General features: G+C 40.5%; 25 protein-coding genes. 1 reads left to right on the forward strand and 24 read right to left on the reverse strand.

All coding sequences use genetic code 11. The features are described 5' to 3' along the window. Positions 1-77 precede the first annotated feature (77 nt). The 24 genes from CZ382_RS08115 to gpr all read right to left on the reverse strand — a co-directional run bounded on the left by CZ382_RS08115 (position 78) and on the right by gpr (position 25,500). Complete coding sequence (locus CZ382_RS08115; RefSeq protein ID WP_088050675.1) at positions 78-458, reverse strand: diacylglycerol kinase family protein; 381 nt, start codon at positions 456-458, stop codon at positions 78-80. Next, the gene (gene ybeY / locus CZ382_RS08120; RefSeq protein ID WP_088050676.1) at positions 436-900 is read right to left on the reverse strand and encodes an rRNA maturation RNase YbeY; all 465 of its coding nucleotides are present in this window, start codon (positions 898-900) and stop codon (positions 436-438) included. Before ybeY ends, CZ382_RS08115 begins: the two co-directional genes overlap by 23 nt. Beyond that, on the reverse strand, positions 901-3,051 hold the full coding sequence (locus CZ382_RS08125; RefSeq protein ID WP_230855981.1) for an HD family phosphohydrolase: 2,151 nt from the start codon (positions 3,049-3,051) through the stop codon (positions 901-903). Between the two features lie 73 nt (positions 3,052-3,124). Beyond that, the gene (locus CZ382_RS08130) at positions 3,125-4,084 is read right to left on the reverse strand and encodes a PhoH family protein (RefSeq protein WP_088050677.1); all 960 of its coding nucleotides are present in this window, start codon (positions 4,082-4,084) and stop codon (positions 3,125-3,127) included. A 2-nt stretch (positions 4,085-4,086) separates the two neighbouring features. Continuing rightward, positions 4,087-5,304, reverse strand: a complete 1,218-nt coding sequence (gene yqfD, locus CZ382_RS08135) for a sporulation protein YqfD (RefSeq protein WP_088050678.1) — start codon at positions 5,302-5,304, stop codon at positions 4,087-4,089. A gap of 34 nt (positions 5,305-5,338) precedes the next feature. Then, a complete protein-coding gene (gene yqfC / locus CZ382_RS08140) occupies positions 5,339-5,617 on the reverse strand; it encodes a sporulation protein YqfC (protein WP_088050679.1) in 279 nt (92 codons plus the stop codon). A gap of 318 nt (positions 5,618-5,935) precedes the next feature. Next, positions 5,936-6,400 (reverse strand): hypothetical protein, encoded by a 465-nt coding sequence (locus tag CZ382_RS08145; RefSeq protein ID WP_088050680.1) that lies wholly within the window; start codon positions 6,398-6,400, stop codon positions 5,936-5,938. A gap of 33 nt (positions 6,401-6,433) precedes the next feature. Next, complete coding sequence (gene floA, locus CZ382_RS08150; RefSeq protein ID WP_088050681.1) at positions 6,434-7,429, reverse strand: flotillin-like protein FloA; 996 nt, start codon at positions 7,427-7,429, stop codon at positions 6,434-6,436. 36 nt (positions 7,430-7,465) lie between these two features. Beyond that, positions 7,466-8,803: an NfeD family protein gene (locus tag CZ382_RS08155; protein ID WP_088050682.1), complete on the reverse strand. Its 1,338-nt coding sequence runs from the start codon at positions 8,801-8,803 to the stop codon at positions 7,466-7,468. Positions 8,804-9,279: 476 nt separating this feature from the next. Further along, a complete protein-coding gene (locus CZ382_RS08160) occupies positions 9,280-9,726 on the reverse strand; it encodes a GatB/YqeY domain-containing protein (protein WP_088050683.1) in 447 nt (148 codons plus the stop codon). 14 nt (positions 9,727-9,740) lie between these two features. Next, the gene (gene rpsU, locus CZ382_RS08165; RefSeq protein WP_088050684.1) at positions 9,741-9,917 is read right to left on the reverse strand and encodes a 30S ribosomal protein S21; all 177 of its coding nucleotides are present in this window, start codon (positions 9,915-9,917) and stop codon (positions 9,741-9,743) included. 260 nt (positions 9,918-10,177) lie between these two features. Further along, entirely contained in the window at positions 10,178-10,849 is a 672-nt protein-coding gene (gene deoC, locus CZ382_RS08170) for a deoxyribose-phosphate aldolase (protein ID WP_088050685.1), read from the reverse strand. A 123-nt stretch (positions 10,850-10,972) separates the two neighbouring features. Then, positions 10,973-12,328: a tRNA (N(6)-L-threonylcarbamoyladenosine(37)-C(2))-methylthiotransferase MtaB gene (gene mtaB, locus CZ382_RS08175; RefSeq protein ID WP_088050686.1), complete on the reverse strand. Its 1,356-nt coding sequence runs from the start codon at positions 12,326-12,328 to the stop codon at positions 10,973-10,975. Further along, entirely contained in the window at positions 12,328-13,086 is a 759-nt protein-coding gene (locus tag CZ382_RS08180) for a 16S rRNA (uracil(1498)-N(3))-methyltransferase (protein WP_088050687.1), read from the reverse strand. Before CZ382_RS08180 ends, mtaB begins: the two co-directional genes overlap by 1 nt. A gap of 52 nt (positions 13,087-13,138) precedes the next feature. After that, on the reverse strand, positions 13,139-14,074 hold the full coding sequence (gene prmA, locus CZ382_RS08185) for a 50S ribosomal protein L11 methyltransferase (RefSeq protein ID WP_088050688.1): 936 nt from the start codon (positions 14,072-14,074) through the stop codon (positions 13,139-13,141). Between the two features lie 356 nt (positions 14,075-14,430). Then, entirely contained in the window at positions 14,431-15,558 is a 1,128-nt protein-coding gene (gene dnaJ / locus CZ382_RS08190; RefSeq protein ID WP_088050689.1) for a molecular chaperone DnaJ, read from the reverse strand. Between the two features lie 185 nt (positions 15,559-15,743). Next, a complete protein-coding gene (gene dnaK / locus CZ382_RS08195; protein WP_088050690.1) occupies positions 15,744-17,576 on the reverse strand; it encodes a molecular chaperone DnaK in 1,833 nt (610 codons plus the stop codon). 30 nt (positions 17,577-17,606) lie between these two features. After that, positions 17,607-18,191 carry a nucleotide exchange factor GrpE gene (gene grpE, locus CZ382_RS08200; protein WP_088050691.1) on the reverse strand — a complete coding sequence of 195 codons (585 nt, stop codon included), beginning with the start codon at positions 18,189-18,191 and terminating at the stop codon, positions 17,607-17,609. A gap of 96 nt (positions 18,192-18,287) precedes the next feature. Next, positions 18,288-19,319 carry a heat-inducible transcriptional repressor HrcA gene (gene hrcA, locus CZ382_RS08205; RefSeq protein ID WP_088050692.1) on the reverse strand — a complete coding sequence of 344 codons (1,032 nt, stop codon included), beginning with the start codon at positions 19,317-19,319 and terminating at the stop codon, positions 18,288-18,290. A 76-nt stretch (positions 19,320-19,395) separates the two neighbouring features. Then, complete coding sequence (gene hemW, locus CZ382_RS08210; RefSeq protein WP_088050693.1) at positions 19,396-20,553, reverse strand: radical SAM family heme chaperone HemW; 1,158 nt, start codon at positions 20,551-20,553, stop codon at positions 19,396-19,398. 78 nt (positions 20,554-20,631) lie between these two features. Continuing rightward, complete coding sequence (gene lepA, locus CZ382_RS08215) at positions 20,632-22,440, reverse strand: translation elongation factor 4 (protein ID WP_088050694.1); 1,809 nt, start codon at positions 22,438-22,440, stop codon at positions 20,632-20,634. A gap of 285 nt (positions 22,441-22,725) precedes the next feature. After that, positions 22,726-23,034 (reverse strand): hypothetical protein, encoded by a 309-nt coding sequence (locus CZ382_RS08220; RefSeq protein WP_088050695.1) that lies wholly within the window; start codon positions 23,032-23,034, stop codon positions 22,726-22,728. Positions 23,035-23,037: 3 nt separating this feature from the next. Next, the gene (gene spoIIP, locus CZ382_RS08225; RefSeq protein ID WP_088050696.1) at positions 23,038-24,207 is read right to left on the reverse strand and encodes a stage II sporulation protein P; all 1,170 of its coding nucleotides are present in this window, start codon (positions 24,205-24,207) and stop codon (positions 23,038-23,040) included. Positions 24,208-24,399: 192 nt separating this feature from the next. Continuing rightward, on the reverse strand, positions 24,400-25,500 hold the full coding sequence (gpr, locus tag CZ382_RS08230) for a GPR endopeptidase (RefSeq protein WP_088050697.1): 1,101 nt from the start codon (positions 25,498-25,500) through the stop codon (positions 24,400-24,402). A gap of 184 nt (positions 25,501-25,684) precedes the next feature. Here gpr and rpsT point away from each other — a divergent pair, with 184 nt between their 5' ends. Continuing rightward, complete coding sequence (gene rpsT / locus CZ382_RS08235; protein ID WP_088050698.1) at positions 25,685-25,951, forward strand: 30S ribosomal protein S20; 267 nt, start codon at positions 25,685-25,687, stop codon at positions 25,949-25,951. The last annotated feature ends 395 nt before the right edge of the window (positions 25,952-26,346 follow it).

The raw sequence follows: 26,346 nt of genomic DNA on the forward strand, positions 1-26,346 counted from the left end.
TTTCCTGGACAAGTACAAAATGGACAAGCCTGATTCATTAAAACAAACCCCATCATTGTTCTGATGGGGTTTTGTAATTATAACAGGCTATATAGTTTTGGCAAAAAGACAATGAAACCAATAATCACGGCAATCACTGCGGCTATTAAAACAGTGGCAGCTGCAATATCTTTAATCGTCTTTGCTTCCGGATGAATTTCCGGTTTCAGGTAGTTGATTAATTTTTCAATCGTCGTATTTATCATCTCTGCCGTTAGTACGAACCCGATAACGAGCACAATCATTACCCACTCACCGGCTGTTAGTTGAAGAAAAAAACCAGCGCAGATGATGATGATACCAACGATAAGGTGGATTTGAAAGTTTCGTTCATGCTTCAGTACTTCCCAAAAACCATTCCATGCAAATTTAAGACCAATTCCCCGTTTTTTTCGTTTATCGTTTGAGTCCGAACGCATCTAAGATGTCCTCTTGTCGCTGAAACATTTCCTCTTCCTCTTCCTTTTCCACATGATCATAGCCAAGCAGATGAAGGAAGCCATGAACGGATAGAAAGCCTATTTCCCGTTCAAGCGAATGATTATAATCTGCTGCCTGTTCTTTTGCGCGATCAACGGAGATGACAATATCACCAAGTACGAGTGGTATATCCTCCCCGATAACTTGTAATTCCCCATCAACCGTTTCCTGTAATGCAAAGGAAATAACATCTGTCGGTCGATTCTGCTGACGATAATTTCGATTTAACTCCTGAATTTTCTTATTGTCAACAAAGTTTACCGACACTTCCGCTTCGTTTGTGATACCTTCTTTCTCGGCCGCAAAGTCCAGTAAACGATGAAGCATATCGATGAAATCACTAGGTACCGAATTTGTTTGATCATGAAAGTCAATATGCATTTATTTCGCCTCCTTGGCAGGATATTGAATTCTTGAATGAAAAATCCCTTTTAACGCCTCACAAACAGTCTTATGAACCGTGTTTAATTCTTTCATGGTTAACGGACATTCATCTAATTGTCCGTCCATTAACCGGTCCTTAATAATGGATGAGACGATCTCTTCAATTTTTTCCTCTGTCGGTTCTTTTAACGAACGAACGGCCGCCTCCACCGAGTCGCATATATTGACGATGCCAATCTCTCTTGTTTGCGGTTTTGGCCCTGGATACCGGAAATCTTCTTCCTTGACCTGGTCGTTGTTTTCCTTCTCCTTGTAATAAAAATATTTTAATAATGTTGTACCATGATGCTGCATGGCAATATCAATAATTTCCTTTGGGAGCTTGTGCTGCTTCAACATTGCCACTCCATCATACGGATGACTGATAATGATTTCAGCACTTTGCTTCGGATCCAGTTTATCATGCGGGTTCTCGATACCTAGCTGATTTTCAATAAAATACTGAGGTCTGACCGTTTTGCCAATATCATGATAATAGGCACCAACCCTTGCCAATAAGCCATTGGCACCAATTGCCTCACAAGCCGTTTCGCTTAAATTGGCAACCATAATGGAATGATGATAGGTTCCTGGTGCTTCTGTCAGGATCTTTTTAATTAATGGCTGATTGGGACTTGATAATGAAAGTAATTTGATGTCCGATAATATCCCCAATCCAGTTTCAAAAAACGGCAGCAGTCCGATTGTTAATACTGCTGATAGAAAAGCAGCCCCAAACCCGAAACCTGACTGAATAAAAAGATCCTTTAAGGAATATTTTTCAAACGATAGAAATAAAAATAATAATACAGTAATGACATTTACGACAGTCATTCCAATTCCGGCTCTGACAATCGCCAATCTATCTTTAATGTTCCGTAAAAAGATAATACCAGCAAGCTGTGAGAAGAAGAAATAGATGCCAGCTTCCACATTCAATGAGCCCGGTATTTCGCCATTAAATATAATACATCCCAAAATGGCATATAAACCTGCCAAAACAATTGCAAATCGCTCATGAATCAATTGTTTTAATAACAGTGCTCCAGTAGCAACAGGAACAAGAAAATACAACTGGTTGACTTGTGTTGTAAAAAAACTGACCCCCTTCATCAGTGAAATAACGATAACACTAATAAGCAAAACTGCTGCGATTTTTCCCTTATCCAGCTGCTTTCGTTTTCCTGACAAATACATTTCGTACCCGATGACACCGATAATCAGGATAATAAGTAGAGCCAGACCAATTACCGGGAATAAATTTCGTTCTTTATTTAATAAACCAACTAATTTTAATTCCTCATATATTTCATTTGTAATGGTTTGCCCTTCTCTGACAATGATTTCACCTGCGCGAATAATGACCGGTTCAACACTCGCTGCTGCTTCCTTCCTGGCATCCATCGTTTTCTCAACATCAAAAAATGAATTCTCTACAACAGCAAAACTGCTTAACGACATTAACGCCTGTTTGAGATCATTATCAAGATTCGTGTATTTTATTTGTTGTTTTACTTCTGCTGTTGCACTTTGCACATTCTCGGTGCGTACCCCGTTATTTAAAACTGTTGTTAAAGCTTCCAGCATGGTCTTTTTCCCATTTTCACGTTTTTCAGGTGCGGTTTCAATAAGCTGAGCTAAAATAAGTTCATCAACATGTTCGGTTATTTCCGGTGATAAAATATTTTCCAGCTTTTGCACTTTTTCCGGTGTTGTTAGCTGAACAGCTTTGTCGTTTTTATCTGTATCAGCAGAATTTTCGGTGTCTGCATTTTCCTCTTCCAATTTAGTAATCGCATCAAATATTTCATTTACATATCCAAGCTGTTCATCGGTAATTTCCTTGGATATATCATAGCGATCCTCAACCGATTGAACGGTTTCCCGTGTCTTTCGCTCCGTTTCCAGTTCGTTTTCGATCGTTATTGGCGAACGAATTGTTTCTCTCGCATTGCTAAACCGCTCGATATTAAATGTTTCCGTAAATACATTGTTTACGGTCACAAGGAAGAAGAAGATACCTAGTAAAATGACAGGTATAACGATTGTAATCCATCTTGAATTAAAATTTAGTAATGAAGTCAAAAATTCCCCTATTTTTTTCTTCACGGTTTCACCTCATTATTGAACATAGCTACTATAGAAAATAAGACCCGCTAAATCGGGCCTTACGTAACAGAAATTAATTTACTTTTTCATATGCATCGATAATCCGCTGTACTAATGGGTGTCGAACAACATCGGTCTGATTTAAATATACGAACGCTATTCCTTTCACATTTTCAAGCAACTGGCTCGCAACGTGCAAACCGGATTTAACCCCTTTAGGCAAGTCGATTTGTGTAATATCCCCAGTAATAACCATTTTGGAACCAAAGCCGAGACGCGTCAGAAACATCTTCATTTGTTCGGGCGTCGTATTCTGTGCCTCATCCAGGATAACGAATGCGTCATCCAGTGTCCTCCCCCGCATGTAAGCAAGCGGGGCAATTTCGATTGTTTCCCGCTCGATTAGCCTTGCTGTATGTTCTGCACCTAATACATCGTGCAAGGCATCGTATAAAGGACGTAAATATGGATCCACCTTCTCCTTTAAATCACCAGGCAAAAATCCCAAGCTTTCTCCCGCCTCAACTGCTGGCCTGGTCAAGATAATCCGTTTTACCATTCCATTTTTTAACGCATGAACAGCCATAACAACAGCTAAATACGTTTTTCCCGTCCCAGCAGGGCCAATACCAAAAACCAGATCATTTGCTTTAATTGCCGAAATATAACTTTTTTGCCCTAATGTTTTAACACGGATTGACTTACCTTTAACATTTTTGGTTATTTCATCTTCAAATAGTGTTTCAAGCTGGTTTATCTTACCACTTTTCGCTAACTCGACGGCATAAACAACATCTCGTTCAGAAATGGTTAAACCTTTTCGGATAATCGATAAAAACGTTAACAGTATTTCCTCCGCTAATCCAATAGCTTCGCTTGTTCCAGAAACCTGGATCTTCTCACCTCTTGTAACAATCGATACAGACAATAGCTCTTCCATCTGTTTTAAAAATTTATCATTAGTACCGAACAAAGCCATGGCTTCATTTGGACTTGTTATTTGTAGATCAATTGTGCTAAGGTTCTCTGACATATTCAATCTCCTTGATTTATAGGTTCTGCTTTGGCAATATTCTCTTCTACCGTATTATATAAGATTAACTTAACTTTACCACTCTCCGTAGTTTCATGCAAAACTTTTTGTGAGATAATTTTTGCCTCAGGACCCAGCCTTAGCTGTAATTCTTTTTCTGCCTGTTTAAGACCGATTTGGATTGCTTCCTCCTTCGTACGTTCAAGCTTTTCATACTGCTTTTCACTTAATATTGATTCAACAAAATGAACTGGCAGCTTCCATTTTAAAAAATGGATCGCGTTGTCATTTTCTTCTTGCTGAATTCGCTTATAGTCTGGTTCGCCAAATCCCCATATTGGCAGCTTAAAATCGCCAAATCGCAAATAATATTTCTTCTCTTTGTTTCCGGTCAGCATTTCAAAATTTGCCTTAAGTGGGACAGTGACCTTAACTTCATACCACGTTTTCGCGATAACTTCTCCTTCCGCTGCCACCAACTTTGCCTTTTCTTTTTTGCTATCTTCTTCATTTTCGTTTTCGGCAAAATTCAGCTTCCCTGAAACAAGGATATCACCTGGCTCAACGTAGTCGTTCACCTGTACCTTTGAAAGCCCCTTTGAAACAAACATATTTTGGATAACACCTTTTTTTGTTGCGATGAGGTTACGTGGTCCTTTCACTTCTTTTTCTTTGACGATAGCTTTTTCTACACCCTCGAGAAAAAAGGTTGTCCCTTTTTTGTTTACACCAACCCACAACAATTCCGGAATGTCATTCACCAATTTTTGCTGGATAACACTTGGCGGTTCCAGTGTTAAACTCCAGGATCCAGGATGAATACCATACGCGTCAAGCTGTTTTACAATTTTCTTTTCAATATCCTTTGGCACACCGGTTATCTTCACGTCCCAGATGATGTTTGATAAGCAGAAAATTAACAGGATACTTAATAAAAGACCTGTAACGAGCTCTCTTTTTCGGAGAAATCTTTTTAAAAGAAAGGGAGAACCTTTTTTGCTGACAAAGGATAATTTATAATCCGTTCCTCGCTTTATTTCTTTGATTAATTTGATATCCTGCAGTTTTACATTCCCTCGGCAAGCTGTTTGTGACTCTTTCTTTACATTCCAGACAAGAATGCCGCGTTTAACACATTTTTGAAAAAAAAGCTCCGGCATTTGTCCTTTCACCAAAATGGTTACGTATCCGGTTAGAAATGATCCTTGAACTTGTTTCATGTCTTCCTCCTTTATAGCAGCATGGTCCTTAAAATTATGCTGGAATAAATTTCACTTCATCAATTGTTCCTTCCACTAAAATTTCTTCCGGAAGCATCATTTTTAAAACAAAAGAAGACCCCAATATTTGGATGTATCCTTTATTTGTTTTTAATTTTAATTCGGTTTCTGAATATACGACAAGCCCCTGGTGGTTTTCGATATATACATGTATTTGACCAATCATGGTAATTCTGGGCAGTTCAAGAATGACATCTGAAGGAAGTGCAAGATGCTTTGTTAACCACGGTGTAAATCGTTTATGCCATTTCACTTACAGAGCCCCTCCTCTCACAATCATATTTATGAAAATCAGCGGTAGATAAGAACAAAAAAAGCCTTCATGATAAGCATATTTGCTTTTCATGAAGGCTAAAGGTTTATGATTAGTAAAAAAGTATACAAGTTATAGTTATATTAATTCATTTCCAAGAAAGGCCACGTCCGGCTCCAGCGCCCAGCGGCTAGTGGACTTCCTTCACCTTCGTACGATAAGTCAACATCGGTTCGCTTCCAGCTCACCGTGTTTCCTTTATCTCCTACGGCTCAGTCCAGTCCATACACCGCTAACCGGGCGCTTCCGCCTTTGTTCTTATTTTGTCCGTTCGGATATCACACTGCGATAAGGTTTACGCGATCTGGGTGGCCCCAGCACCTCCGCCATAATAATACCGTCAACCAATCCTTTACGGGTCAAATTTTTTCTGACCTGTTTTTTCATTGCTGCTTTTTGGTAATCGATATTCTTTGGTTGTCTTAGTGTATTTCCAATAATCGCATCATGGGAGAGCTTTTTTTGCATTTCTCTTGTACTCGTATTTATTTGCTCTGCCAATTGTTCTATTTGATTGTCACGCTGCTCTTCGATAACAGTGCTTGTTCTTGCGTTATCATGAACGGCCGGTTCAGAACGTTCTGCTTGATAATTTCTGCCAGAAGGTGTTGCGGTTGGCTTTGGAACCTGATAAGGCTTCTTGTTTGTTTTATCAGTTGATTTATCCTTGAACAAACCGATAACGCCACCAATGATGGCTAGAATGACGAGAAGTCCTTCCATGATTTCCCTCCTCTACTGTGAATGACGAAACCATTATTGTTCATTATTATCTTCACTGTCATCTTTGGAGAGTTTGCCAATGGAATCACGCATATCTGTATCGGCATCAATATTTTTGTAATTCATATAATCCATTACCCCTAAATTACCGGAACGCAATGCTTCTGCAAGTGCACGTGGTACATCGGCTTCTGCTTCCACAACTTTCGCACGCATTTCTTCCACTTTCGCAACCATTTCCTGTTCTTGGGCAACAGCCATCGCACGTCTTTCTTCTGCTTTCGCCTGGGCAATATTTTTATCTGCCTCTGCCTGGTCAGTTTGTAAAATGGCTCCGATATTTTTGCCGACATCAACATCAGCAATATCAATCGACAAAATTTCAAAAGCAGTACCTGCATCAAGCCCTTTGCTTAACACATTATGGGAAATAGAATCTGGGTTTTCCAGCACTTTTGTATGAGCCTCTGAACTACCAATTGTACTAACAACACCTTCCCCGACACGGGCGATAACCGTTTCCTCGCCAGCACCACCGACAAGGCGATCAATATTTGCACGAACGGTAATTCGCGCTTTTGCTTTTACTTCAATCCCGTCCATTGCAATACCAGCAATAAATGGTGTTTCAATTACTTTTGGATTTACGCTCATTTGTACAGCCTCAAGTACATCACGTCCTGCCAGGTCAATTGCCGCACATCTTTCAAAGCTTAACTCAATATTTGCCCGATGTGCTGCAATCAGTGCATTTACAACCCTGTCTACATTACCACCAGCCAAATAGTGACTTTCAAGCTGATTGGTATTCACATTTATGCCTGCTTTATATGCCTTGATGAGTGGATTGATGACTCTCGATGGCACAACTCTTCTAAGGCGCATACCAACTAACGTAAAAATACCTACCTTTACACCTGCAGCCAGCGCACTTATCCAGAGCATAACCGGAATAAATGTAAAAAGAACTGCAAGAACAATCAAAATGATTCCGATAATGATAATCGGCATTAGTTGCTGAAATTCCATTCCTAATTCCTCCATTCGTTTCTCTAGCAATATATTTTATATTTCTTTCACAACAATACGAACTCCTTCAACCTTAACAATTTTGACGGCCTTATCCTTTTCGATATAACTCCCTTCTGAGATGACATCGATTCGTTCATCATCAAATATGGCTGTTCCCGATGGCCTTAGCGGAGTCACTGCTTTTCCTTCCAACCCAATTAATTCAAGCCTGTTTACCGATGATACATACCCCAATTCAGTTGAGGTCTGATCCCGTAAAATGATATGCCGGAAGAACCCTTTCTCCAGCCCAATTGTTTTAAACAGAATAACAGAAGCAACGATGGCAATGATAAACGCGATACTAACACTCATAGCCATATGTCCGATATCCTGTCCTGATAAAAATAATGATCCAAGGATAGAACCGATCCCCAAGAGCCCTACAATTCCCCCAGGCACAAAGAACTCTGTAATGATTAAAATAATACCCAGTACAAGCAAAATAATCGCTTCATATCCTGCTAAACCTGCTACGATATGACCGTAAAAAAACAGTATAAGCGATAACAACCCCATTATTCCTGGAACACCAAATCCTGGGGAATAAAGCTCTACAATAAGTCCCAGACTAGCAAGCGATAATAATATCGGCACGACGACAGGATTCGTCAAAAATCTTGCCAGTTCTTCGGAAAATGTTGGCTCCATTTCTACTATTGTCGCCTTATTTAAACCAAGCTTATTCAACAATTCAGCCCTGTCTTTTACAACTCCCTGTGCATAGCCAACATCAAGGGCTGTAGTTGGATCCAAAGTTAGAAATTTACCTTTAGGCGCCCCATAATCAGGTAGATCTATGCTAGGATCTGCCATTGCTGCTGCATAGATTGGATCACGCCCTTTCGATTCAGCTGCACTTTTCATCGCCGATAACCAGGCAGACTGGGCTTTTTTATCTGCTGCAGTACCATCCTGATTAATCACGCCGCTCGCCCCCATGGTTGCGTGCGGTTTCATATAAATGGCATCCATATTTAAGGCAATATACGAGCCGGCAGATAACGCCTGATTTACAACAAAGGCCGTTGTTGGTGTTTTCAGATCCTGCAGTATTGTAGCAATTTTTCCAGCAGCATCAACCCTCCCTCCCGGCGTATCAATTTCGAAAATGATTTGATCGGCACCTGCTTCCTCCGCTTCCTTGGTAGCCCGTTTTAAAAATGATTCCAATCCCTTCTCTACCTCTTTTTCAATTGGGATTACATAGACAAGCTTTCCATTATCATTTCCTTCTTCAGCATGAACCATATCAAATCGTGGTATGGAAAATAACACTACTATCAGGCCTAATGCTATGTATGACATGAATTTTCTTAGTATCACTGTCATCACCCCCCTTAACTTTCTGTACATTGTAATACGAAATAGTTTACAAATTGGTTTCATAATTTTATTACGCATTAACGGGCTGTCGTCCCCCACCTCTGTGCGTGAGTAAATCAAAACTCAGAAGGTGGGGGACAAAAAGCCAGTAAAGGTCCGATTATCGGAACAAAGACTAAGACACGTCACATCCTTTGCCTTCATCTTTGTGACCTACACCGGGGTCTCAGGCTAACATGCAGTGGGGCGGAAGGGCAGGCTAAAACCGTCACGTCCTGTGCGTCGGAAACCCGCACTGAATGAAGTTTTACGTTATCCCATTTAACAGAAAATATTATCTAAATTGTACCATATTTGGCGCAAGCAGAGGAAAAATACTCAAAATAATGGACAGTTGATACATTCACTAGATTTAATTAGCAAAAAAGGCCCTTGCCGAAGTGGACAAAGACCTTCTGTTACATTCCATATTTGATGGGCCATCAGTTTAAATGTTTTTGCACAAGCTTATTCACTTTAGAGCCGTCTGCCTTTCCTTTTACCTTAGGCATAATTGCGCTCATTACCTTGCCCATCTCACTCTTTGATGTGGCATTTACTTCTTGAATTGTTGACTGAACGATTGCCTCAAGCTCGTCATCGGAAAGCTGTGTTGGCATATATTCCTGTAAAATATTGATTTCAGTTTGATTTTTTTCAACAAGATCATCGCGTCCAGCTGATTTAAATTCTTGGAGGGAATCATTTCTTTGTTTTAACTCTCTCGACAAAATGGTTAACTCTTCATCTTCTGAAAGTTGATCTTTACCGAGTTTTATTGTTTCATTTTGCAATGAAGCTTTTACCATTCGGATAACACTTAGCTTCTCTTTATCCTTTTGCTTCATGGCTTGCTTCATATCTTGATTCAGCTGTTCTAATAATGACATGCTTGGCACCCTCTTTAGAATTTACGCTTTCTAGCGGCTTCAGATTTCTTTTTGCGCTTAACACTCGGTTTTTCATAGAATTCACGCTTGCGATATTCTGATAGTGTACCACTTTTTGACACACTACGTTTAAAGCGACGAAGAGCATCCTCAAGAGACTCGTTTTTACGAACGCGAGTTGTATTTGACATGCTAATTTCCCCTCCCTCCGAAGCATAAAACAGTTTGTACAGGCATATATCCCTTTAACATGCCTTTTGTAATTATAATATAACGAAACACCAAGGTCAACTCATTTTCCCACCCGAACTAAAAATTCCTGAAGAATCCTTTCTGTACTAACTAAAAGTGCGTGTTCAAAAAGTCGCCGAATGAGAAACAAGCGGGCGACTCGATTCCCGCTTATCATTTGGTGACTTTTTGAACATTCTCTAAAAGGAAAATGATCCATTTAGTAATCAGAAGAACCTTCATTACCTGCGATGATATCAACCCCTGCGCTTGCGCCAATCCGTGTTGCACCGGCAGCTATCATTTCCTTTGTTGCTGTTAAATCACGTACCCCGCCGGAAGCTTTTACTCCCATATCATTACCAACCGTTTTCCGCATTAATTTGATATCCTCGACGCTGGCACCTCCACCTGAAAATCCGGTCGAAGTCTTCACAAAGTCAGCCCCCGCTTCTTTAGCAAGTTTACAAGCACGAACTTTTTCCTCATCGGTTAATAACGATGTTTCAATAATTACTTTTACAAGTGCTTGGCCCTTAGCAGCGGAAACAACTGCCTCTATATCGCGTTTTACAGCAGTATCATCGTTCGATTTTAGTTCTCCAACATTAATCACCATATCAACTTCTGTGGCACCATCCCGAATTGCTTGTTTCGTTTCAAAGACTTTCGTTTCTGTTGTGGTTGCACCTAACGGGAACCCGATAACTGTACATACCTTTACATCCGTGTTTTTTAACTGATCATAACAATATGATACCCAGTACGGGTTGACACAGACAGATGCAAAGTGATTTTCACGTGCTTCTTGAACTATTTGCTTAACCTTATCCTTCGTAGTCTCCGGTTTTAATTGTGTATGGTCAATATATTTGGCTAGTTCTTTACCCACTTAAAAACTTCCTCTCTGCTTACGTTGTACGTACCTCTTTAGTATCATAGCATGGTCCGTAAAAAAAATCTAACTGAAACTAGTTTTAGCTATAGGATAAATAAAACCCGGTATGTACCGGTTTTAGGAAGATGCTTTAACCGGGTGATTTGTTGCATTGTCCATAATCCTGACAAAGGTGCCTTCATTATATGGATAGCCTGATTTCGTTATTTTCACCCGGACAATCTTGCCGATCATATCATGACTGCCGGAAAAAACAACTTTTAAATAATTATCTGTGTAGCCGACAAGTAAATCCGGGTTGTCTTGATCGGGCATACGCTCCTCCGGAATAACTTCAAGCACTTCATCTTCATAGTCGGATGCATATTGTTTTGCCAATTGGTCGGACAACTCAATCATGCGGTGGACACGATCGTTTTTAACATCGTCATCTACTTGATCCTGCATTCGGGCGGCTGGGGTTCCAGTTCTTCTTGAAAAAGGAAAAACGTGCAGCTCTGAATACCCAACCTCTTTTATAAAGTTGTACGTTTCCATAAACTCTTCCTCTGTTTCCCCTGGAAAGCCAACAATTACATCAGATGTGATCGCCAGGCCAGGCAATGCTTTTCGTATCTTATCGACTTTTTCCTTGTAATACGAACTGGAATACTTCCTGCGCATCCGTTTTAAAACGGTATCGGAACCGGATTGCAATGGAATGTGCAGATGACGGACAATTTTCGCTGATTTATCCAGTACATCAATAACCTCATCCGTAATTTGACTAGCCTCAATGGATGAAATCCGGATTCGTTTTAACCCAGCAACCTTTGTTTCCAATTCCTGAAGAAGTTTTGCAAAGTTGTAATCACTCATGTCTTCCCCATATCCTGCTGTATGAATACCAGTTAAAACAATTTCTTTATATCCAGCATCAACCAAGCGCTGTGCCTGCACGAGTACATCCTCCGGTTTTCTTGAGCGCAACAAACCACGTGACCAGGGAATAATACAAAATGTACAGAAATTATTGCATCCTTCCTGAATTTTTAATGATGCACGTGTCCTGTCAGTGAATTGCGGAACGTCCATTTCTTCAAACACACGATTTTTCATAATATTAGTCACACCGTTTATCGGTTCCCGGGATTTCTGGTGTTCTTCAATGTACCCGATCATTTTTTTACGGTTTTGTGTGCCTACAATGACATCAACACCAGGAATTTCCATAATTTCCCCGGGAGATGTTTGGGCATAGCATCCTGTTACACAAACGACAGCATCAGGGTTCTTTCGGACTGCACGCCGGATCACTTGTCTGCTTTTTTTGTCCCCTGTGTTGGTAACTGTACACGTATTAATGACATACACATCAGATTGATGGTCAAAATCAACCCGTTCGTAGCCATTTTCCTTAAACATATTCCAAATGCCTTCTGTTTCATAATGGTTCACTTTACAGCCTAAAGTATGAAAAGCTACTGTTGGCATTATTCACACCCCAATTCTTCTAAATGATAGGAAATACTTGCTAAAACATATAACGAAGCTGTTTCTGTCCGTAAGATGCGCGGACCTAAGCGAACCGGAGAAAAACCATTTGCTTTTAATGTTTCCGCCTCATTCGCTGAAAAACCGCCTTCCGGACCAATACAGACGAGTACATTCTGATTCCTTCCTAGACTTTTTACTGCCTTCGCAAAGGACTGATAAGCTGTTACTTTCGCTTCTTCCTCATAGGCAAAGAGCAGCATATTGTAATTATTGCTCTCGCGAATCAGTCCATCCATATTCACTAGTGGATGGATCACAGGAATTTTATTTCGGTGACTTTGTTCGCTTGCCTCTTTAACAAGCTTAGCAAAACGATTCAGCTTCTTTTCCGTCTTCTTTTTATCCCAGACAACAATGGAACGCTCCGATTGAAAAGGAATAAAACCTGCCGCACCTAACTCGGTCCCTTTTTGCAAAACGAAATCAATTTTATCACCTTTTGGCAGCCCCTGGGCAATCGTAACGTTAACAGGAAGCTCAACTGTCTCGTTAAGCCATTCCACAATAGCTGCTGTGATATGGTCAGGATCAAGTGTACGAATCACACAAATGGCGGCCTTGCCATCGGGACGATTACATATTACTTTGTCTCCCTCTTTGAAGCGCATCACTCTCGTCATATGATGAACATCATCACCAGAAATAGATACTGTATCCGCTGCCCAATTTTCTGCAGGAATAAAATAGCGCTGCACATGTAACACCTGCTTCCAGTCTAAATATTACGTTATGATCAACTATAACAACCTATTTTTGCGCTATAATCGAAACCCAATCTTCCATTTCATTTATTTCTAAAATAGTAAAACCATTTTCCTGCAATTGATCTTTAACCATTTGTTTTTTTGGCTGAATGATACCTGATGTTATAAATATCCCGCCCGGCTTCAGATTGTTCCAGGCATCACGAATAAACCGGACAATAATTTCTGCCAAAATATTGGCGACAATAATATCCGCTTGTTTGTCAACATGATCCAGCAGATTATTTTGCTTCGTCTCAATTTGCTGGTCAAGTTTGTTTTGCCTTGCATTGAGGGTTGTGCTTTTAACGGCAATTTCATCCAAATCATACGCGAATACCTTTTCAGCTCCGAGCAAAATAGAAGCAATGCTTAAGACACCTGAGCCACAGCCAACATCCAGGACGATATTACCCTGTTTAATATAATGTTCCAATGCCTGAATGCCAAGCACTGTAGTAGGGTGTGTGCCGGTTCCAAAAGCCATACCAGGATCCAGCTCAATAATTATTTCATCACTCGACACTGGTTGATAGTCTTCCCATGTCGGTTTAATCGTAATCTTTTTTGATATTTTGACAGGCTTATAATATTTTTTCCAGGCCGTTTCCCATTCTTCCTCATTTACTTCGCTTAAGGTAACGTTATTTCTTCCTAAATCCACATCATAAATCATTAAATTATTAATTGCCTGTTTAATTTCTTCAACTGTTTCCCCCAGGAAACTATTCACTGGCAGATAGGCTTTAATATATACCCCTTCGTCAGGGTATTCATTCGGGTCCAGCTCAAAGATTTCGCCAAATTCACCTTCCCTTATCCTCACTAAATCTAATGGATCTTCAATAACGACGCCACTAGCACCACTTTCATGGAGGATGTTGGAAATTGGCTCAACAGCTTCGTTGGTAGTATGAATACATATTTCAGACCATTTCAATGGAATTCACCCATTTCCCTGCTACAAAAGCGGAAGCGTCCGGTTAGCGACGTATGGACTGCGCCCTGCCAAGCAGGGTGGTTCGGTGTTGCCGCGCAAAGCGGCGGTTTTAACCGAACATTCCTACCGTAGGAGATAAAGGAAACACGGTGAGCTGGAAAGCGAACCGATGTTGACTTATCGTACGGAGGTGAGGGAAGTCCACTAGTCGCTGGGCGCTGGAGCTGGACGTGGCATATCCTGCCATCCTAGCTTCTATACACCTTTGTACCAATTTGAATTATTCTGTAGACAAATATAAAAACTATGTAAGCGGTGCTGTTGCACAGCACCGTACATGAAACCGCAGACTTCCTTTAATCACCTTTAAAAGCTTTTTTAAAGCGCTGAAAAAAAGATCCTTCCTGTTCATCCGTTGCTTCATTACCACCAATTTCGTTAAATTCACGAAGTAGTTCTTTTTGTCGTTCTGTCAGTTTGGCTGGCGTTACAATACGCACTTTTACATGTTGATCGCCATGTCCATATCCACGAACGTTTGGAGCACCTTTCCCTTTTAGACGGAAGGTTTTACCTGTTTGTGTCCCAGCAGGTATTTTTAGCATTACATTACCGTGGACAGTGGGAACTTCGATTTCATCCCCCAATGCAGCCTGCGTAAATGTGATCGGCATTTCGCAATAGATATGATCGCCTTCGCGTTCAAAAAATTCATGAGGCTTCACTTGAACAACAACGTACAGATCCCCCGCCGGTCCACCATTTACACCTGGTTCACCCTTGCCGGAAACCCGAATCTGCTGCCCTTCATCAATGCCGGCCGGAATGGAGATATGAATCTTTTTATGTTTTTTAACCTTACCAGTACCGCCACAAGTATTGCATTTCTCAGGTATAATTTTCCCCGTCCCATTACAGTAATGGCAGACCCGGCGGTTAACAACTTTACCAAACGGTGTATTTTGTTCCGTGTTTAATTGCCCTGATCCATTACAATGTGAACATGTCTTTGCTTTTGTACCTGGTTTTGCACCCGATCCGTGACACGTACCACATGTTTCCTCTTTAGGAATACTAATGTCTGTTTCTTTCCCAAAAATTGCTTCCTCGAAATCAAGAACGATCGTATATTGTAAATCTGCTCCTTGTTGTGGTGCATTCGGATCACGCCTGCGTCCGCCGCCACCAAAGAACATATCGAAAATATCGCCAAATCCGCCAAAATCCTGTGCACCGCCGCCGAAACCGCCGAAACCTTGTCCTTGCGCACCGGCATGACCAAATTGATCATATTGGGCACGCTTTTGATCGTCGCTTAAAACTTCGTACGCTTCCTTTGCTTCCTTAAATTTATCAGCAGCACCCTCTTCTTTGTTCACATCAGGGTGATATTTTCTAGCTAATTTTCGATAGGATTTTTTAATTTCTTCTTTTGAAGCATCTTTTCCTACGCCGAGTACATCATAATAATCACGCTTACTCACTTGATAATCACTCTCCCGATACACTACTTGCATAACTTTTATCTTACCATCAAAAACACATCAATAGCAAATGGAAAAAGCCAAAGTCAAGGGGGTCCTGACTTTGACTTGAGCCTAAAGGATGCCGGTTTGTTCTACATTGGTCGGATAACTTGGTAAATCAAACTTCCACATCACTTTTACCGTTATTTTTTATCTTCTTCGTCATCTACCTCTTTATAGTCAGCATCAACGACATCATCGTCGGCTTTTTGACCTTCTTGACCTTGACCGGCTTGTTGTTCCTGTTGCATTTGTTCATACATCTTAACAGATAATTGTTGCACTTGCTCTTGTAAAGCATCTTTCTTTTCCTTAATTTGATCGATATCATTCGATTCAATGGCTTTTTTCAAAGCTTCTTTTGCATCCTCTGCTTTTTGTTTTTCGTCATCGGATACTTTGTCACCAAGATCTTTGATTGTTTTGTCCGTCGTAAAGATTAGTTGATCTGCTTCGTTGCGAAGTTCAACTTCTTCACGGCGTTTTTTATCTGCTTCCGCGTTTTCTTCCGCTTCATGAACCATACGCTCTACCTCTTCGTCTGATAAGCCGGAAGAAGATTTAATGGTAATCGATTGTTCTTTGTTCGTACCCTTATCTTTTGCACGAACATTAACAATACCGTTCGCATCGATATCAAATGATACTTCGATTTGCGGTACCCCCCGCGGAGCAGGCGGGATATCTGTTAATTGGAAACGGCCAAGTGTCTTGTTATCTGCCGCCATTTCACGTTCACCTTGCAATACATGAATGTCAACAGCTGTTTGATTGTCAGCAGCAGTTGAGAATATTTGTGAATGACTTGTTGGAATGGTAGTATTCCGTTCAATTAATTTCGTAAATACGCTTCCCATTGTTTCAATCCCTAGTGATAAAGGTGTAACGTCCAGTAATACAACGTCTTTTACATCGCCTTGCAGGACACCGCCTTGAATAGCTGCTCCTAATGCAACAACTTCATCAGGATTGACACCCTTTGAAGGTTCTTTCCCGATTTCGCGTTTAATGGCTTCCTGTACAGCAGGAATGCGGGTTGATCCGCCAACTAAAATTACTTTGTGAATTTCATTTGCTGAAAGGTCTGCATCGTTAAGAGCCTTACGCGTTGGAACCATGGTACGTTCAACTAAGTCAGAAGATAATTCGTCAAATTTAGCTCGTGTCAAGTTCATTTCCAAATGCAATGGACCAGCTTCACCAGCAGTAATAAATGGCAGCGAAATTTGCGTTTGCGTAACACCAGAAAGATCCTTCTTCGCTTTTTCAGCTGCATCCTTCAACCGCTGCATTGCCATTTTATCCTTGGAAAGATCAATGCCATTTTCTTTTTTGAATTCCTGTACTAAGTGGTCGATAATTACTTCGTCAAAGTCATCCCCACCTAACCGATTGTCACCTGCAGTTGAGACAACTTCGAATGTACCCTCACCGATATCCAGGATTGATACGTCAAATGTTCCACCACCCAAGTCATAGACAAGAATGGTTTGATCCTGGTCATCTTTATCAATACCATAAGCTAAAGCAGCTGCAGTAGGCTCATTAATAATACGCTCTACTTCAAGCCCGGCAATTTTCCCGGCATCTTTTGTCGCTTGACGTTCAGCGTCATTAAAGTACGCAGGAACCGTGATAACCGCTTTATCAACTGTTTCGCCAAGGTAATCTTCCGCATATGATTTAATATGCTGTAAAATGATTGCCGAAACTTCTTGTGGTGTATACTCTTTTTCATCAATTTTCACTTTATAGTCTGTACCCATATGACGTTTAATGGACTGAATGGTATTCGGGTTCGTAATTGCTTGCCGCTTGGCTACCTCCCCGACCTGACGCTCACCATTTTTAAAGGCAACGACAGATGGTGTCGTACGATTTCCTTCTGGGTTCGGGATAACGACTGCTTCCCCGCCTTCCATTACTGACACACATGAATTTGTTGTTCCCAAGTCAATTCCGATTATTTTACCCATAATCGATTTCCTCCTTTACTGCCTATCCAATTATTTATTTACTTTAACCATTGCAGGTCGAATAACCCGATCTTTCAGCATATATCCTTTTTGCAATTCTTCTGTAACACTATTTGAGTCCAGTTCTGAATCTTCTATTTGCATTACTGCATGATGAAGGTTGGGATCGAACGGTTTTCCTGTTGCTTCTATTTCTTCTACCCCTTGACTTTTCAGTGCATCCTTTAACTGGTTATACACCATTGTAATCCCTTCAACAAAGCTTTTATTTGCTTCAGTGACTTCCTGACTCAGGGCACGCTCAAAGTTATCCAGCGCAGGTAATAATTCATTCACCAAGTCCTGTGACTTATATTTGCGTTCCTTCTCTTTTTCTTTTTGGGAACGTTTTTTAAAATTCTCAAACTCTGCTTGATTGCGCAACAACTTTTGATACATGTCTTCTTTTTCCTGTTTCAAACGTTCAATTTCCTCTTTCAAGGATTCCATGATGCTTTCATCAGAGTCCAACAGTTGTTCTTCTTCGTCTTTTTCTTCATCCAATACTTCAATTTCAGATTCAGTTTCTTCCATTTTTTCTGTATTAGCCGTTTCTTTGTTTTGTTCAGCCACCATAGCCACCTCCTCCTTCAATAACCACGTAAGACTATACCATGAAAAGAATCGTAATTAAACTAAAAAAGACAATTAAACAAGGTTAACGCTAACGTTTTAATCATTGTTTTTATACCATAGATATAATGCTTCTGTCATTTCATTTGATAAAGCATTTAATAAGGTAATTACTTTTTTGTATTCCATTCTTGTAGGTCCAATAAGCGCAATGGTACCCATTTGTTCGTCACTTAGATGGTACGTTGCGGTAATTAAACTTAGATCTTTAATTGCCTCCACCTTGTTTTCATGGCCAATTGAAACTTTAATCCCGTCTGTTTTTGCTTTCAAGAGATTCGCGATTTCTTCTTCTTTTTCTATCATCGTATAAAACGAGCGCACTTTTTCTATGTCCTTAAATTCGGGCTGCAATAACATATTTGTCTTGCCGCCAATATACAACTTCACTGGGTGTTCATTAAAAAAAGCAGCTTTCACATAATCATACGATTTCTCAAAGTCATTTACATACACCTTGAGAAGTTCCATTACTTCGCTATTCAATTTTTCGGACAGACGGACGATGGGTACACCATAAAGCCGGTCATTTAAGATATTGACCATTTTCTCTAAATCGGCCGGATCAATTTCTTTCGGTATAGAAAACGACCGATGTTCTACATGACCGGTGTTCGTGATCAAAATGGCCACGGCTGTTTGCGGTGTCAAGGTTACAATTTGAATTTGCTTTAGTTTAGTTTCAAATATTTCGGGACCTAAAATAATTGACGTATAATTCGTCAAATCAGAAAGTACTTCTGCAGACTTTTGGACAATTTGTTCAAACTCGAAGAAGCCGTCATGAATAACATGCCTGATCAAATTCACATCTTCCTGTGTTATTTGTGGTGATAACAAATGATCGACATAAAAACGATACCCTTTTTCGGAAGGTACCCGACCAGAAGATGAATGTGTTTTTTCCAAAAACCCCATCTCCTCAAGATCGGCCATTACATTGCGAATTGTAGCCGAACTGTAGGGGATATCTGCTTTTTTGGAAATTGCACGTGATCCAACTGGCTGCGCTGTCTGGATGAAATCATCAATAATGACTTGCAGAATCAATATCTGTCTTTCTGTTAACATGATGATCACCTCTGTTAGCACTCTCCACTTGCGAGTGCTAATTCTATTAATAAATTATCAAATCCCCTTTTTTTTGTCAACGAAGATGACTTAATTCATCATCTTCTAATAAAAATTGCGCAAAAACCTCGTTCCCAAATAGCAATCCTTGTTCGGTTAAATGGATTACATCGCCATTATCTTGAAGCCAGCCCTTTTGCTGCAGCAAAGCAATTTCAGACTGGTATAATGCATCCATGGGAAAGCCGAACTTATTAGCAAAGGCAGTTTTCGAAACTCCGGCAAGCTTCCGTAATCCAAGGAACATTTCTTCTTCAATCTGTTCTTGGAGACCGATTTGTTCCGTATTTAAAACAGGGTTCCCGTCCTTCTTTGCTTGTTTTACATAGTGGGGAAGCGGTCTGATATTGCCTGTCCTTTTTCCCGGTAAATAGCCATGCGCACCAGCTCCAAACCCATAATAGTAATCATTGTTCCAATACGTTAAATTATGTTTACTTTCATAGCCAGGCTTGGCAAAATTACTAATTTCATATTGAATAACACCATTCGTTCGCATTGTTTCGCGCAGCAATTCATACATCTGGACTTCCGTTTCCTGGGGAGGACGGTGTAATTTCCCTTTATGGTACCGTTGATAAAAGACTGTTTTCGGCTCTATTTGCAGGGCGTATGTTGAGTAATGCGGCAGCTGGAACTGGACTGCCTCATCCAGCGTGTTACGGAAATCCTCCAGTGTTTGATTTGGTAAGGCATAAATTAAATCAATACTAATGTTTGTATACCCCTGCTGATGAAGCTGATCAATGGTTTGATAAACATCTTTTACTTGATGCAAACGGCCGATTTCCTGAAGCATGTGGTCATCAAAAACCTGGACTCCAAGGGACATCCGATTGACCCCGAAATTCTTCAACAGTTTGATCTTTTCTGTCTCAAAATCTCCAGGGTTCGCCTCAATCGTAAATTCTTCACAACTCGGGACGTCAAACTTTTCATTTATGAATGCAAGCAGTGCTTGTAGCTGTTTCAGGTTTAATGCAGTCGGTGTACCCCCGCCAATAAAAATGGTTTTTACCTGATTATGTTTTCCCTGAACATGGGTATTTATTTCATTGATCAGCGCCTCGATATATTGGTCTGCTTGTTTCTCATTATAAAAAAACTTCGTAAAATCGCAGTAATGACAGATTTGCTGACAGAACGGGATATGGATATAGACGGATTGTATCACGTTTATTCACTCCTTCCCCAAAAGAAAAGGGTGAAACTTCCGGCAAAGTCGGAGTTTTCCCTCTCTATTTTTCAATTGTTAATCGTCATCCATTTGCAATACAGCCATAAATGCCTCTTGCGGAACCTCGACCGATCCTACCATTTTCATCCGTTTCTTTCCTTCTTTTTGCTTCTCCAAAAGTTTCCGTTTTCGGGAAATATCGCCACCATAGCATTTTGACAATACGTTTTTCCGCATCGCCTTGATAGTGGAGCGGGCAATAATTTTATTCCCGATAGCGGCCTGTACCGGAACTTCAAATTGCTGTCTTGGAATTAGTTCCTTCAGCTTTTCAACAATTTGTTTTCCCCGGTCATAAGCGAAATCACGATGCACAATGAACGAAAGCGCATCAATTGTCTCACCATTCAATAAAATATCCATTTTTACAAGGTTTGAATTCTGATAGCCGATCAGCTCATAATCAAACGACGCATAGCCCTTTGTCTGGGATTTTAATTGATCAAAGAAATCATAAACAATCTCCGATAACGGAATATGGTAAACAACATTTACTCGGGATTGATCCAAATATTCCATATCAACAAATTGGCCGCGTTTCTTCTGGCATATTTCCATTACAGTTCCGACATAATCATTTGGCACCATGATAGTTGCTTTGACAAACGGTTCACGAATTTCCGTAATTTGCTGTGGATCCGGCATAAGCGATGGATTGTCAATTTTAATTGTTTCATCATTTGTTTGTTCCACTTCATAGATAACACTTGGCGCAGTTGTAATAAGGTCAATGTTAAACTCCCGTTCAATTCTTTCCTGGATGATTTCCATATGCAACATCCCTAAAAATCCGCAGCGAAACCCGAATCCCAGCGCCTGCGATGTTTCCGATTCGTACTGCAATGACGAATCATTTAATTCCAATCGCTCAAGTGCCTCTCGTAAATCGTTATAGTTATTCGAATCAACCGGATACAGTCCACAGAAGACCATCGGATTTAATTTACGGTAACCAGGCAACGGCGTATCAGCCGGATTATTAGCAAGTGTGATCGTATCCCCCACTCTTGAATCGCCAACCTGCTTAATGGATGCTGTTAAATACCCAACATCACCGACCGTTAATGCTTCTTTTGCATCCGGTTTTGGGGTAAATACACCAACCTCGTTTACTTCAAATTCCTTTCCGGTTGCCATCATCTTAATTTTATCGCCAACTTTAACTGTTCCCTCTTTTACGCAAACATAAGCAATTACACCACGATACGGATCATATAATGAGTCAAATATCAAAGCTTTTAATGGTGCATCAATATCTCCCCCAGGAGCTGGGATAGCCTCAACAACTCGTTCAAGAATTTCATCTATGCCTATACCAGCCTTTGCCGATGCTAAAATCACATCATCACCATCAATCCCGATGACATCCTCCAGTTCCTTCGTGACACGTTCAGGATCTGCGCTAGGCAAATCTATTTTATTAATGACCGGGATAATTTCCAGTTCATTGTCAAGTGCGAGATAGACATTGGCAAGCGTCTGTGCTTCAATCCCCTGCGCTGCATCGACGACAAGTATTGCCCCTTCGCACGCTGCAAGGCTTCTTGATACTTCATATGTAAAATCGACATGGCCGGGTGTATCAATCAGATGAAAGGTAAATTCTTCACCGCTTTTACTTTGATAGTGCAGTTGTACGGCATTTAACTTAATCGTAATGCCACGTTCCCGTTCCAAATCCATCGCATCAAGAAATTGCTCTTTCATTTCACGTTGGGTTAAAGCTTTGGTATTTTCTAAAATTCGATCCGCAAGCGTTGACTTTCCGTGGTCGATATGAGCAATGATCGAAAAGTTACGGACATTTTTTTGTTTTTTCGCCATTAGTGATGTTCACTCCTACATGTTTTTTACCGTTTAATCCATGACGTTAATGCTAGGATTGATTATAGCAATAGCGGGTTGGACAATCAATAAGAAAAACGCTGACGGACTTCCTGGATGTCAGAAGCCAGGTAACGGATTGGAAGAAATCGGCGTGACAGCCAATTTCAATCTCCTTATTACCTGCCGATTGTATACTTTCCTATCCTTTCCCTTGGTAAAAGAAAGATCCCTTTACTCTTCGCAAACCTGATACGAAAAATAAAGGGATCTCACAAGCATCATTCAATGAAAAAATATTTGGGCAATTTGATAAAAAATCATGACAACTGTTTCATAGAAGCCTTTGATGACCTCTCCCAAAAACGATGCCATTTTCTGTGTGAAATGAACCGGCGCATCTTCCATATCCATCCCGGTTTCATGCACTACCTGGATATTTTCTGCAGAATCATTTGCATCTGTTATTACCACATCTTTGATTTCCTCTTCATCCTGAACAATATCCGTATTCTGTCCGCGATCAATTCCTAAAAGCATTCCCGATAAAAAGAAGACGGCTAACAACAATAATGTGATAAAGGAGCGCACCATCCGTTATTCCTCCTTCGATTCCGCATTTACTTTTTCGGCATCCCAATAAAAATCACTAAAAATTTCTGCCATGGCATCTGCTGAACGATACAATTCTTCAAAAGTGTTATCTACACCACCAAATTCAAATAACAGGGCATTTTCCATTAAATCCTGATTGTATACGCCATTTGCTCCTGCACCTCCACGCTTGATAACCCCTCTGCTCAAGCCCGGATACTTCTTCTCAAGGCGCTTATGCAGTTCAGTAGCAAGCGCCAAATTCGTCTGCTTATCGGAATTGTCGTTACCAATAACGATCATGATTTTGGCATATTTCTTACCGTCGATCTCTGCTGTAGTTTTATCACCGGAAAGGGAGTCCCGATGGATATCAAATGCATATTTGATATCTTTGTTATTCTGAAAAGCTTCTTTTACGACACCCCGTGAAGCGTCATAGGATTTCGGATATTCCCAGCCTTTTTCGTTTAATATCGTCATAATATCCGTATGATCAACACTTGTGCCGATACCATTGGCTTTCAATGTCTTCGCCAGCCTGTAACTTACTTTTGTTATGTTGACTGTATCATGCTGGGCCAGATTCCCGTCTGTTACACCTGGTAAATGCGGTAAAAAGGATTCCCGATTGTGCGTGTTGTAGAGAAAAACGACTTCCCGATCGCCAGTAGTAGGCTTGTCTTTTTTGTCTTTCTCAGCTGCATCATCGGACTCCTCAGGCTCATCGAGTACTGCCTCACGATCTTTTAAAATTTCTTCTAACGGCGGTGATGATTCAATCGGTAATGTGGTGTAATCGGTTCCCTCACCCGCCACAATTATCTTTGTATCAAAAGTAGAAAAACCGGGTAGTTCATTCCCTAACAAGCTCCTGGGATCATTTGGTTTTATGCTTGTTGCCATATGAAAAAGGGTTGTCGACAGCTTTGGCAATTTCTTATCTTCCGGATATGCCTGTTGAAAAGCCCGATTTTCCATCCCTAATAAATGCAAAAAGAGCGTGCTATCAATTTCACTCGTCCATTCTGCAATAACATGGGAGGAAAAACGGTAGGCTGGAGCAAGGCTTGTCATTATCCCGATAGAAACAAACAGGATTAAAACACATAATACATATAATCCACTTCTCTTATATAGTTGATTAAATTGTTTTGTCTTTTTTTGATTCATTGTTCCATTCCTTCCAAAGTATACGCCATTGGTAAAATCTATGTCGTAACTTCGGAAACTAGAACAAAATCTTTTAATTCTATTAACAAAGGCGCCAACAGGACGGGTCCTATCCTGGTGTGAGCATGATAGAGCCTGTTTTAAAAACTTTCTTATCTATCTAAAAAAATAGAGCGGATGAGAAAAGTGAATTTATCTGGAATAAGATGCGAAATTATCTACATCAACTTTTTCGTGGAGAGCAGCGTTAACGCCATTTGCGATCACATGGGACATGTCAATCATGAAGCCATCAACCTCTTTTGGAGTAACCATGAAATTATACCCAATCGGCGTGAGAACCTCTTTAATCAAAGTCTTTTTTTCTTCCTCAGACAAGGTTCCAACTATTCCAAGAAATGTCTTTCGTTTTTCGTCGTCAGGCAAATCCGCTTCCGTAAATTTTTTCGCACCAAAATTCAACCCCGCCGGTGCTAGTGATTTCGATGGTTTATCCTTTTCATTCCATTCTCTGCCAAAATGTTTTAAAATGAAATCAATCGTGTCACTAGTAATCGTTACCGCGTCAACCACTGTCGGCACACCAATTGCCAGAACCGGAATACCTAATGTGTCCTGACTTAATTCTTTCCGCTTATTTCCTACACCAGATCCCGGGTGAATTCCTGAGTCAGAAAGCTGAATTGTTTCATTAATTCGTTCTATTGATCTGGAAGCAAGCGCATCAACCGCAATTACGAATTCGGGCTGGAACTTTTCAATAACCCCAAAAATAATGTCACTTGTTTCGATACCTGTTACCCCCATCACGCCAGGCGTTACCGCTGCCACCGAACGATACCCTTCAGCAACCGTTTCATGCTGCAATTTAAATAAATGACTGGTAACAAGTACTTTTTCAATGGTCATTGGCCCGAGTGCATCTGGTGTTACATTCCAGTTACCTAACCCAACAATCAACCCAGTTGCATCTTTCGGAATATTATTTTTCGCCATTAATTGTTCCAATTCCTTTGCCAGGATTTTTGCCGCAGCTTCTTGTTTATCCGTGTCCTGTTTTTTTACCCCATCAGCATATATCGTAATATAGGTGCCTTTCTTTTTATCGATTAACGCCGCACCTTCATCATCAATTTCGACATAGGAAATCTTAATATTATCTTGTTCATGTTCTTTGATGGTGACCCCTTTTATTTGACCGTCCTGTTTGTTTTCTTGTTTTTCAACATACATGTCTTTTGCTTCAACGGCTAAATCGGTTCGCACCTGAAAATCAGCATTATTTTCTTCCATTATGAAACACCCTCCTTCAACAAGTTTTGCACATATTCATTAACCATAGACTATACAAATTGGCAAGAATTCATACAAAATTAGGCGTGTATCTGATAAAGCTATTGAAAACAACACCCCTGTTTGGTAAAATATCCTTTGTCACAACTAGTGTACAGTTGGCTATTTAGGAGGTGAAACAACATTGGCTAATATTAAATCTGCAATCAAACGTGTTAACATAAACAATAAAAAACGTGTGCAAAATCAAGCTCAGAAATCGGAAATGCGTTCGCAAATCAAACATGTAGAAAGTTTAGTTGCTGCAAATGATGCTGAAAGTGCAAAAACTGCACTTATTTCTGCTACTAAATCAATCGATAAAGCAGTCCAAAAAGGGATTATCCATCAAAATAATGGTAATCGCCAAAAATCTCGTTTAGCGAAAAAAGTAAACGGACTAAGTGCTTAAACGGTAGTAAGATGTAAGCGTTCAGCTTGGAAGAAATCGGCGCGAATGCCGATTTCGTTTTCCCAATAGTAAGCCAAAACAAAAAAGCGACCCTTTATGGATCGTTTTTTTTATCGTCTAGGAAATTATAAAATTTTGCGGCTGTGGATAACTTAATAACCGGATAAGCCACGTCCGGCTCCAGCGCCCAGCGGCTAGTGTGCAACACCCGCCTCCGTACGATAAGTCAACATCGACTCGGGTAAGAAGGAAGGCCGACTAAAAGCGGACTTTGCGTCCAACGTCTACCCCTTTTGAAGGGGCATGTTTCCTTTATCTCCTACGGTAGGAATGTTCGGTTAAAACCGCCGCTTTGCGCAGCAACACCGAACCACCCTGCTTGGCAGGGCGCAGCA

Origin of the sequence: Virgibacillus dakarensis, assembly GCF_900155625.1 — a bacterium.
Taxonomy (GTDB): domain Bacteria; phylum Bacillota; class Bacilli; order Bacillales; family Amphibacillaceae; genus Lentibacillus_C; species Lentibacillus_C populi.

Coding starts and splice junctions, on each gene's coding strand:
- spoIIP (WP_088050696.1), bottom strand. CDS start 24,207: ATGAATCAAAAAAAGACAAAACAATTTAATCAACTATATAAGAGAAGT.
- lepA (WP_088050694.1), bottom strand. CDS start 22,440: ATGGCGAAAAAACAAAAAAATGTCCGTAACTTTTCGATCATTGCTCAT.
- ybeY (WP_088050676.1), bottom strand. CDS start 900: ATGCATATTGACTTTCATGATCAAACAAATTCGGTACCTAGTGATTTC.
- floA (WP_088050681.1), bottom strand. CDS start 7,429: ATGGAATTTCAGCAACTAATGCCGATTATCATTATCGGAATCATTTTG.
- rpsU (WP_088050684.1), bottom strand. CDS start 9,917: ATGTCAAATACAACTCGCGTTCGTAAAAACGAGTCTCTTGAGGATGCT.
- CZ382_RS08130 (WP_088050677.1), bottom strand. CDS start 4,084: ATGTCAGAGAACCTTAGCACAATTGATCTACAAATAACAAGTCCAAAT.
- gpr (WP_088050697.1), bottom strand. CDS start 25,500: ATGGAAGAAAATAATGCTGATTTTCAGGTGCGAACCGATTTAGCCGTT.
- hrcA (WP_088050692.1), bottom strand. CDS start 19,319: ATGTTAACAGAAAGACAGATATTGATTCTGCAAGTCATTATTGATGAT.
- CZ382_RS08220 (WP_088050695.1), bottom strand. CDS start 23,034: ATGGTGCGCTCCTTTATCACATTATTGTTGTTAGCCGTCTTCTTTTTA.
- dnaK (WP_088050690.1), bottom strand. CDS start 17,576: ATGGGTAAAATAATCGGAATTGACTTGGGAACAACAAATTCATGTGTG.
- mtaB (WP_088050686.1), bottom strand. CDS start 12,328: ATGCCAACAGTAGCTTTTCATACTTTAGGCTGTAAAGTGAACCATTAT.
- CZ382_RS08160 (WP_088050683.1), bottom strand. CDS start 9,726: ATGTCATTATTAGAACAGCTGAATCAAGATATGAAGCAAGCCATGAAG.
- CZ382_RS08115 (WP_088050675.1), bottom strand. CDS start 458: ATGCGTTCGGACTCAAACGATAAACGAAAAAAACGGGGAATTGGTCTT.
- yqfD (WP_088050678.1), bottom strand. CDS start 5,304: ATGAAACAAGTTCAAGGATCATTTCTAACCGGATACGTAACCATTTTG.
- CZ382_RS08155 (WP_088050682.1), bottom strand. CDS start 8,803: ATGACAGTGATACTAAGAAAATTCATGTCATACATAGCATTAGGCCTG.
- grpE (WP_088050691.1), bottom strand. CDS start 18,191: ATGGTGGCTGAACAAAACAAAGAAACGGCTAATACAGAAAAAATGGAA.
- CZ382_RS08145 (WP_088050680.1), bottom strand. CDS start 6,400: ATGGAAGGACTTCTCGTCATTCTAGCCATCATTGGTGGCGTTATCGGT.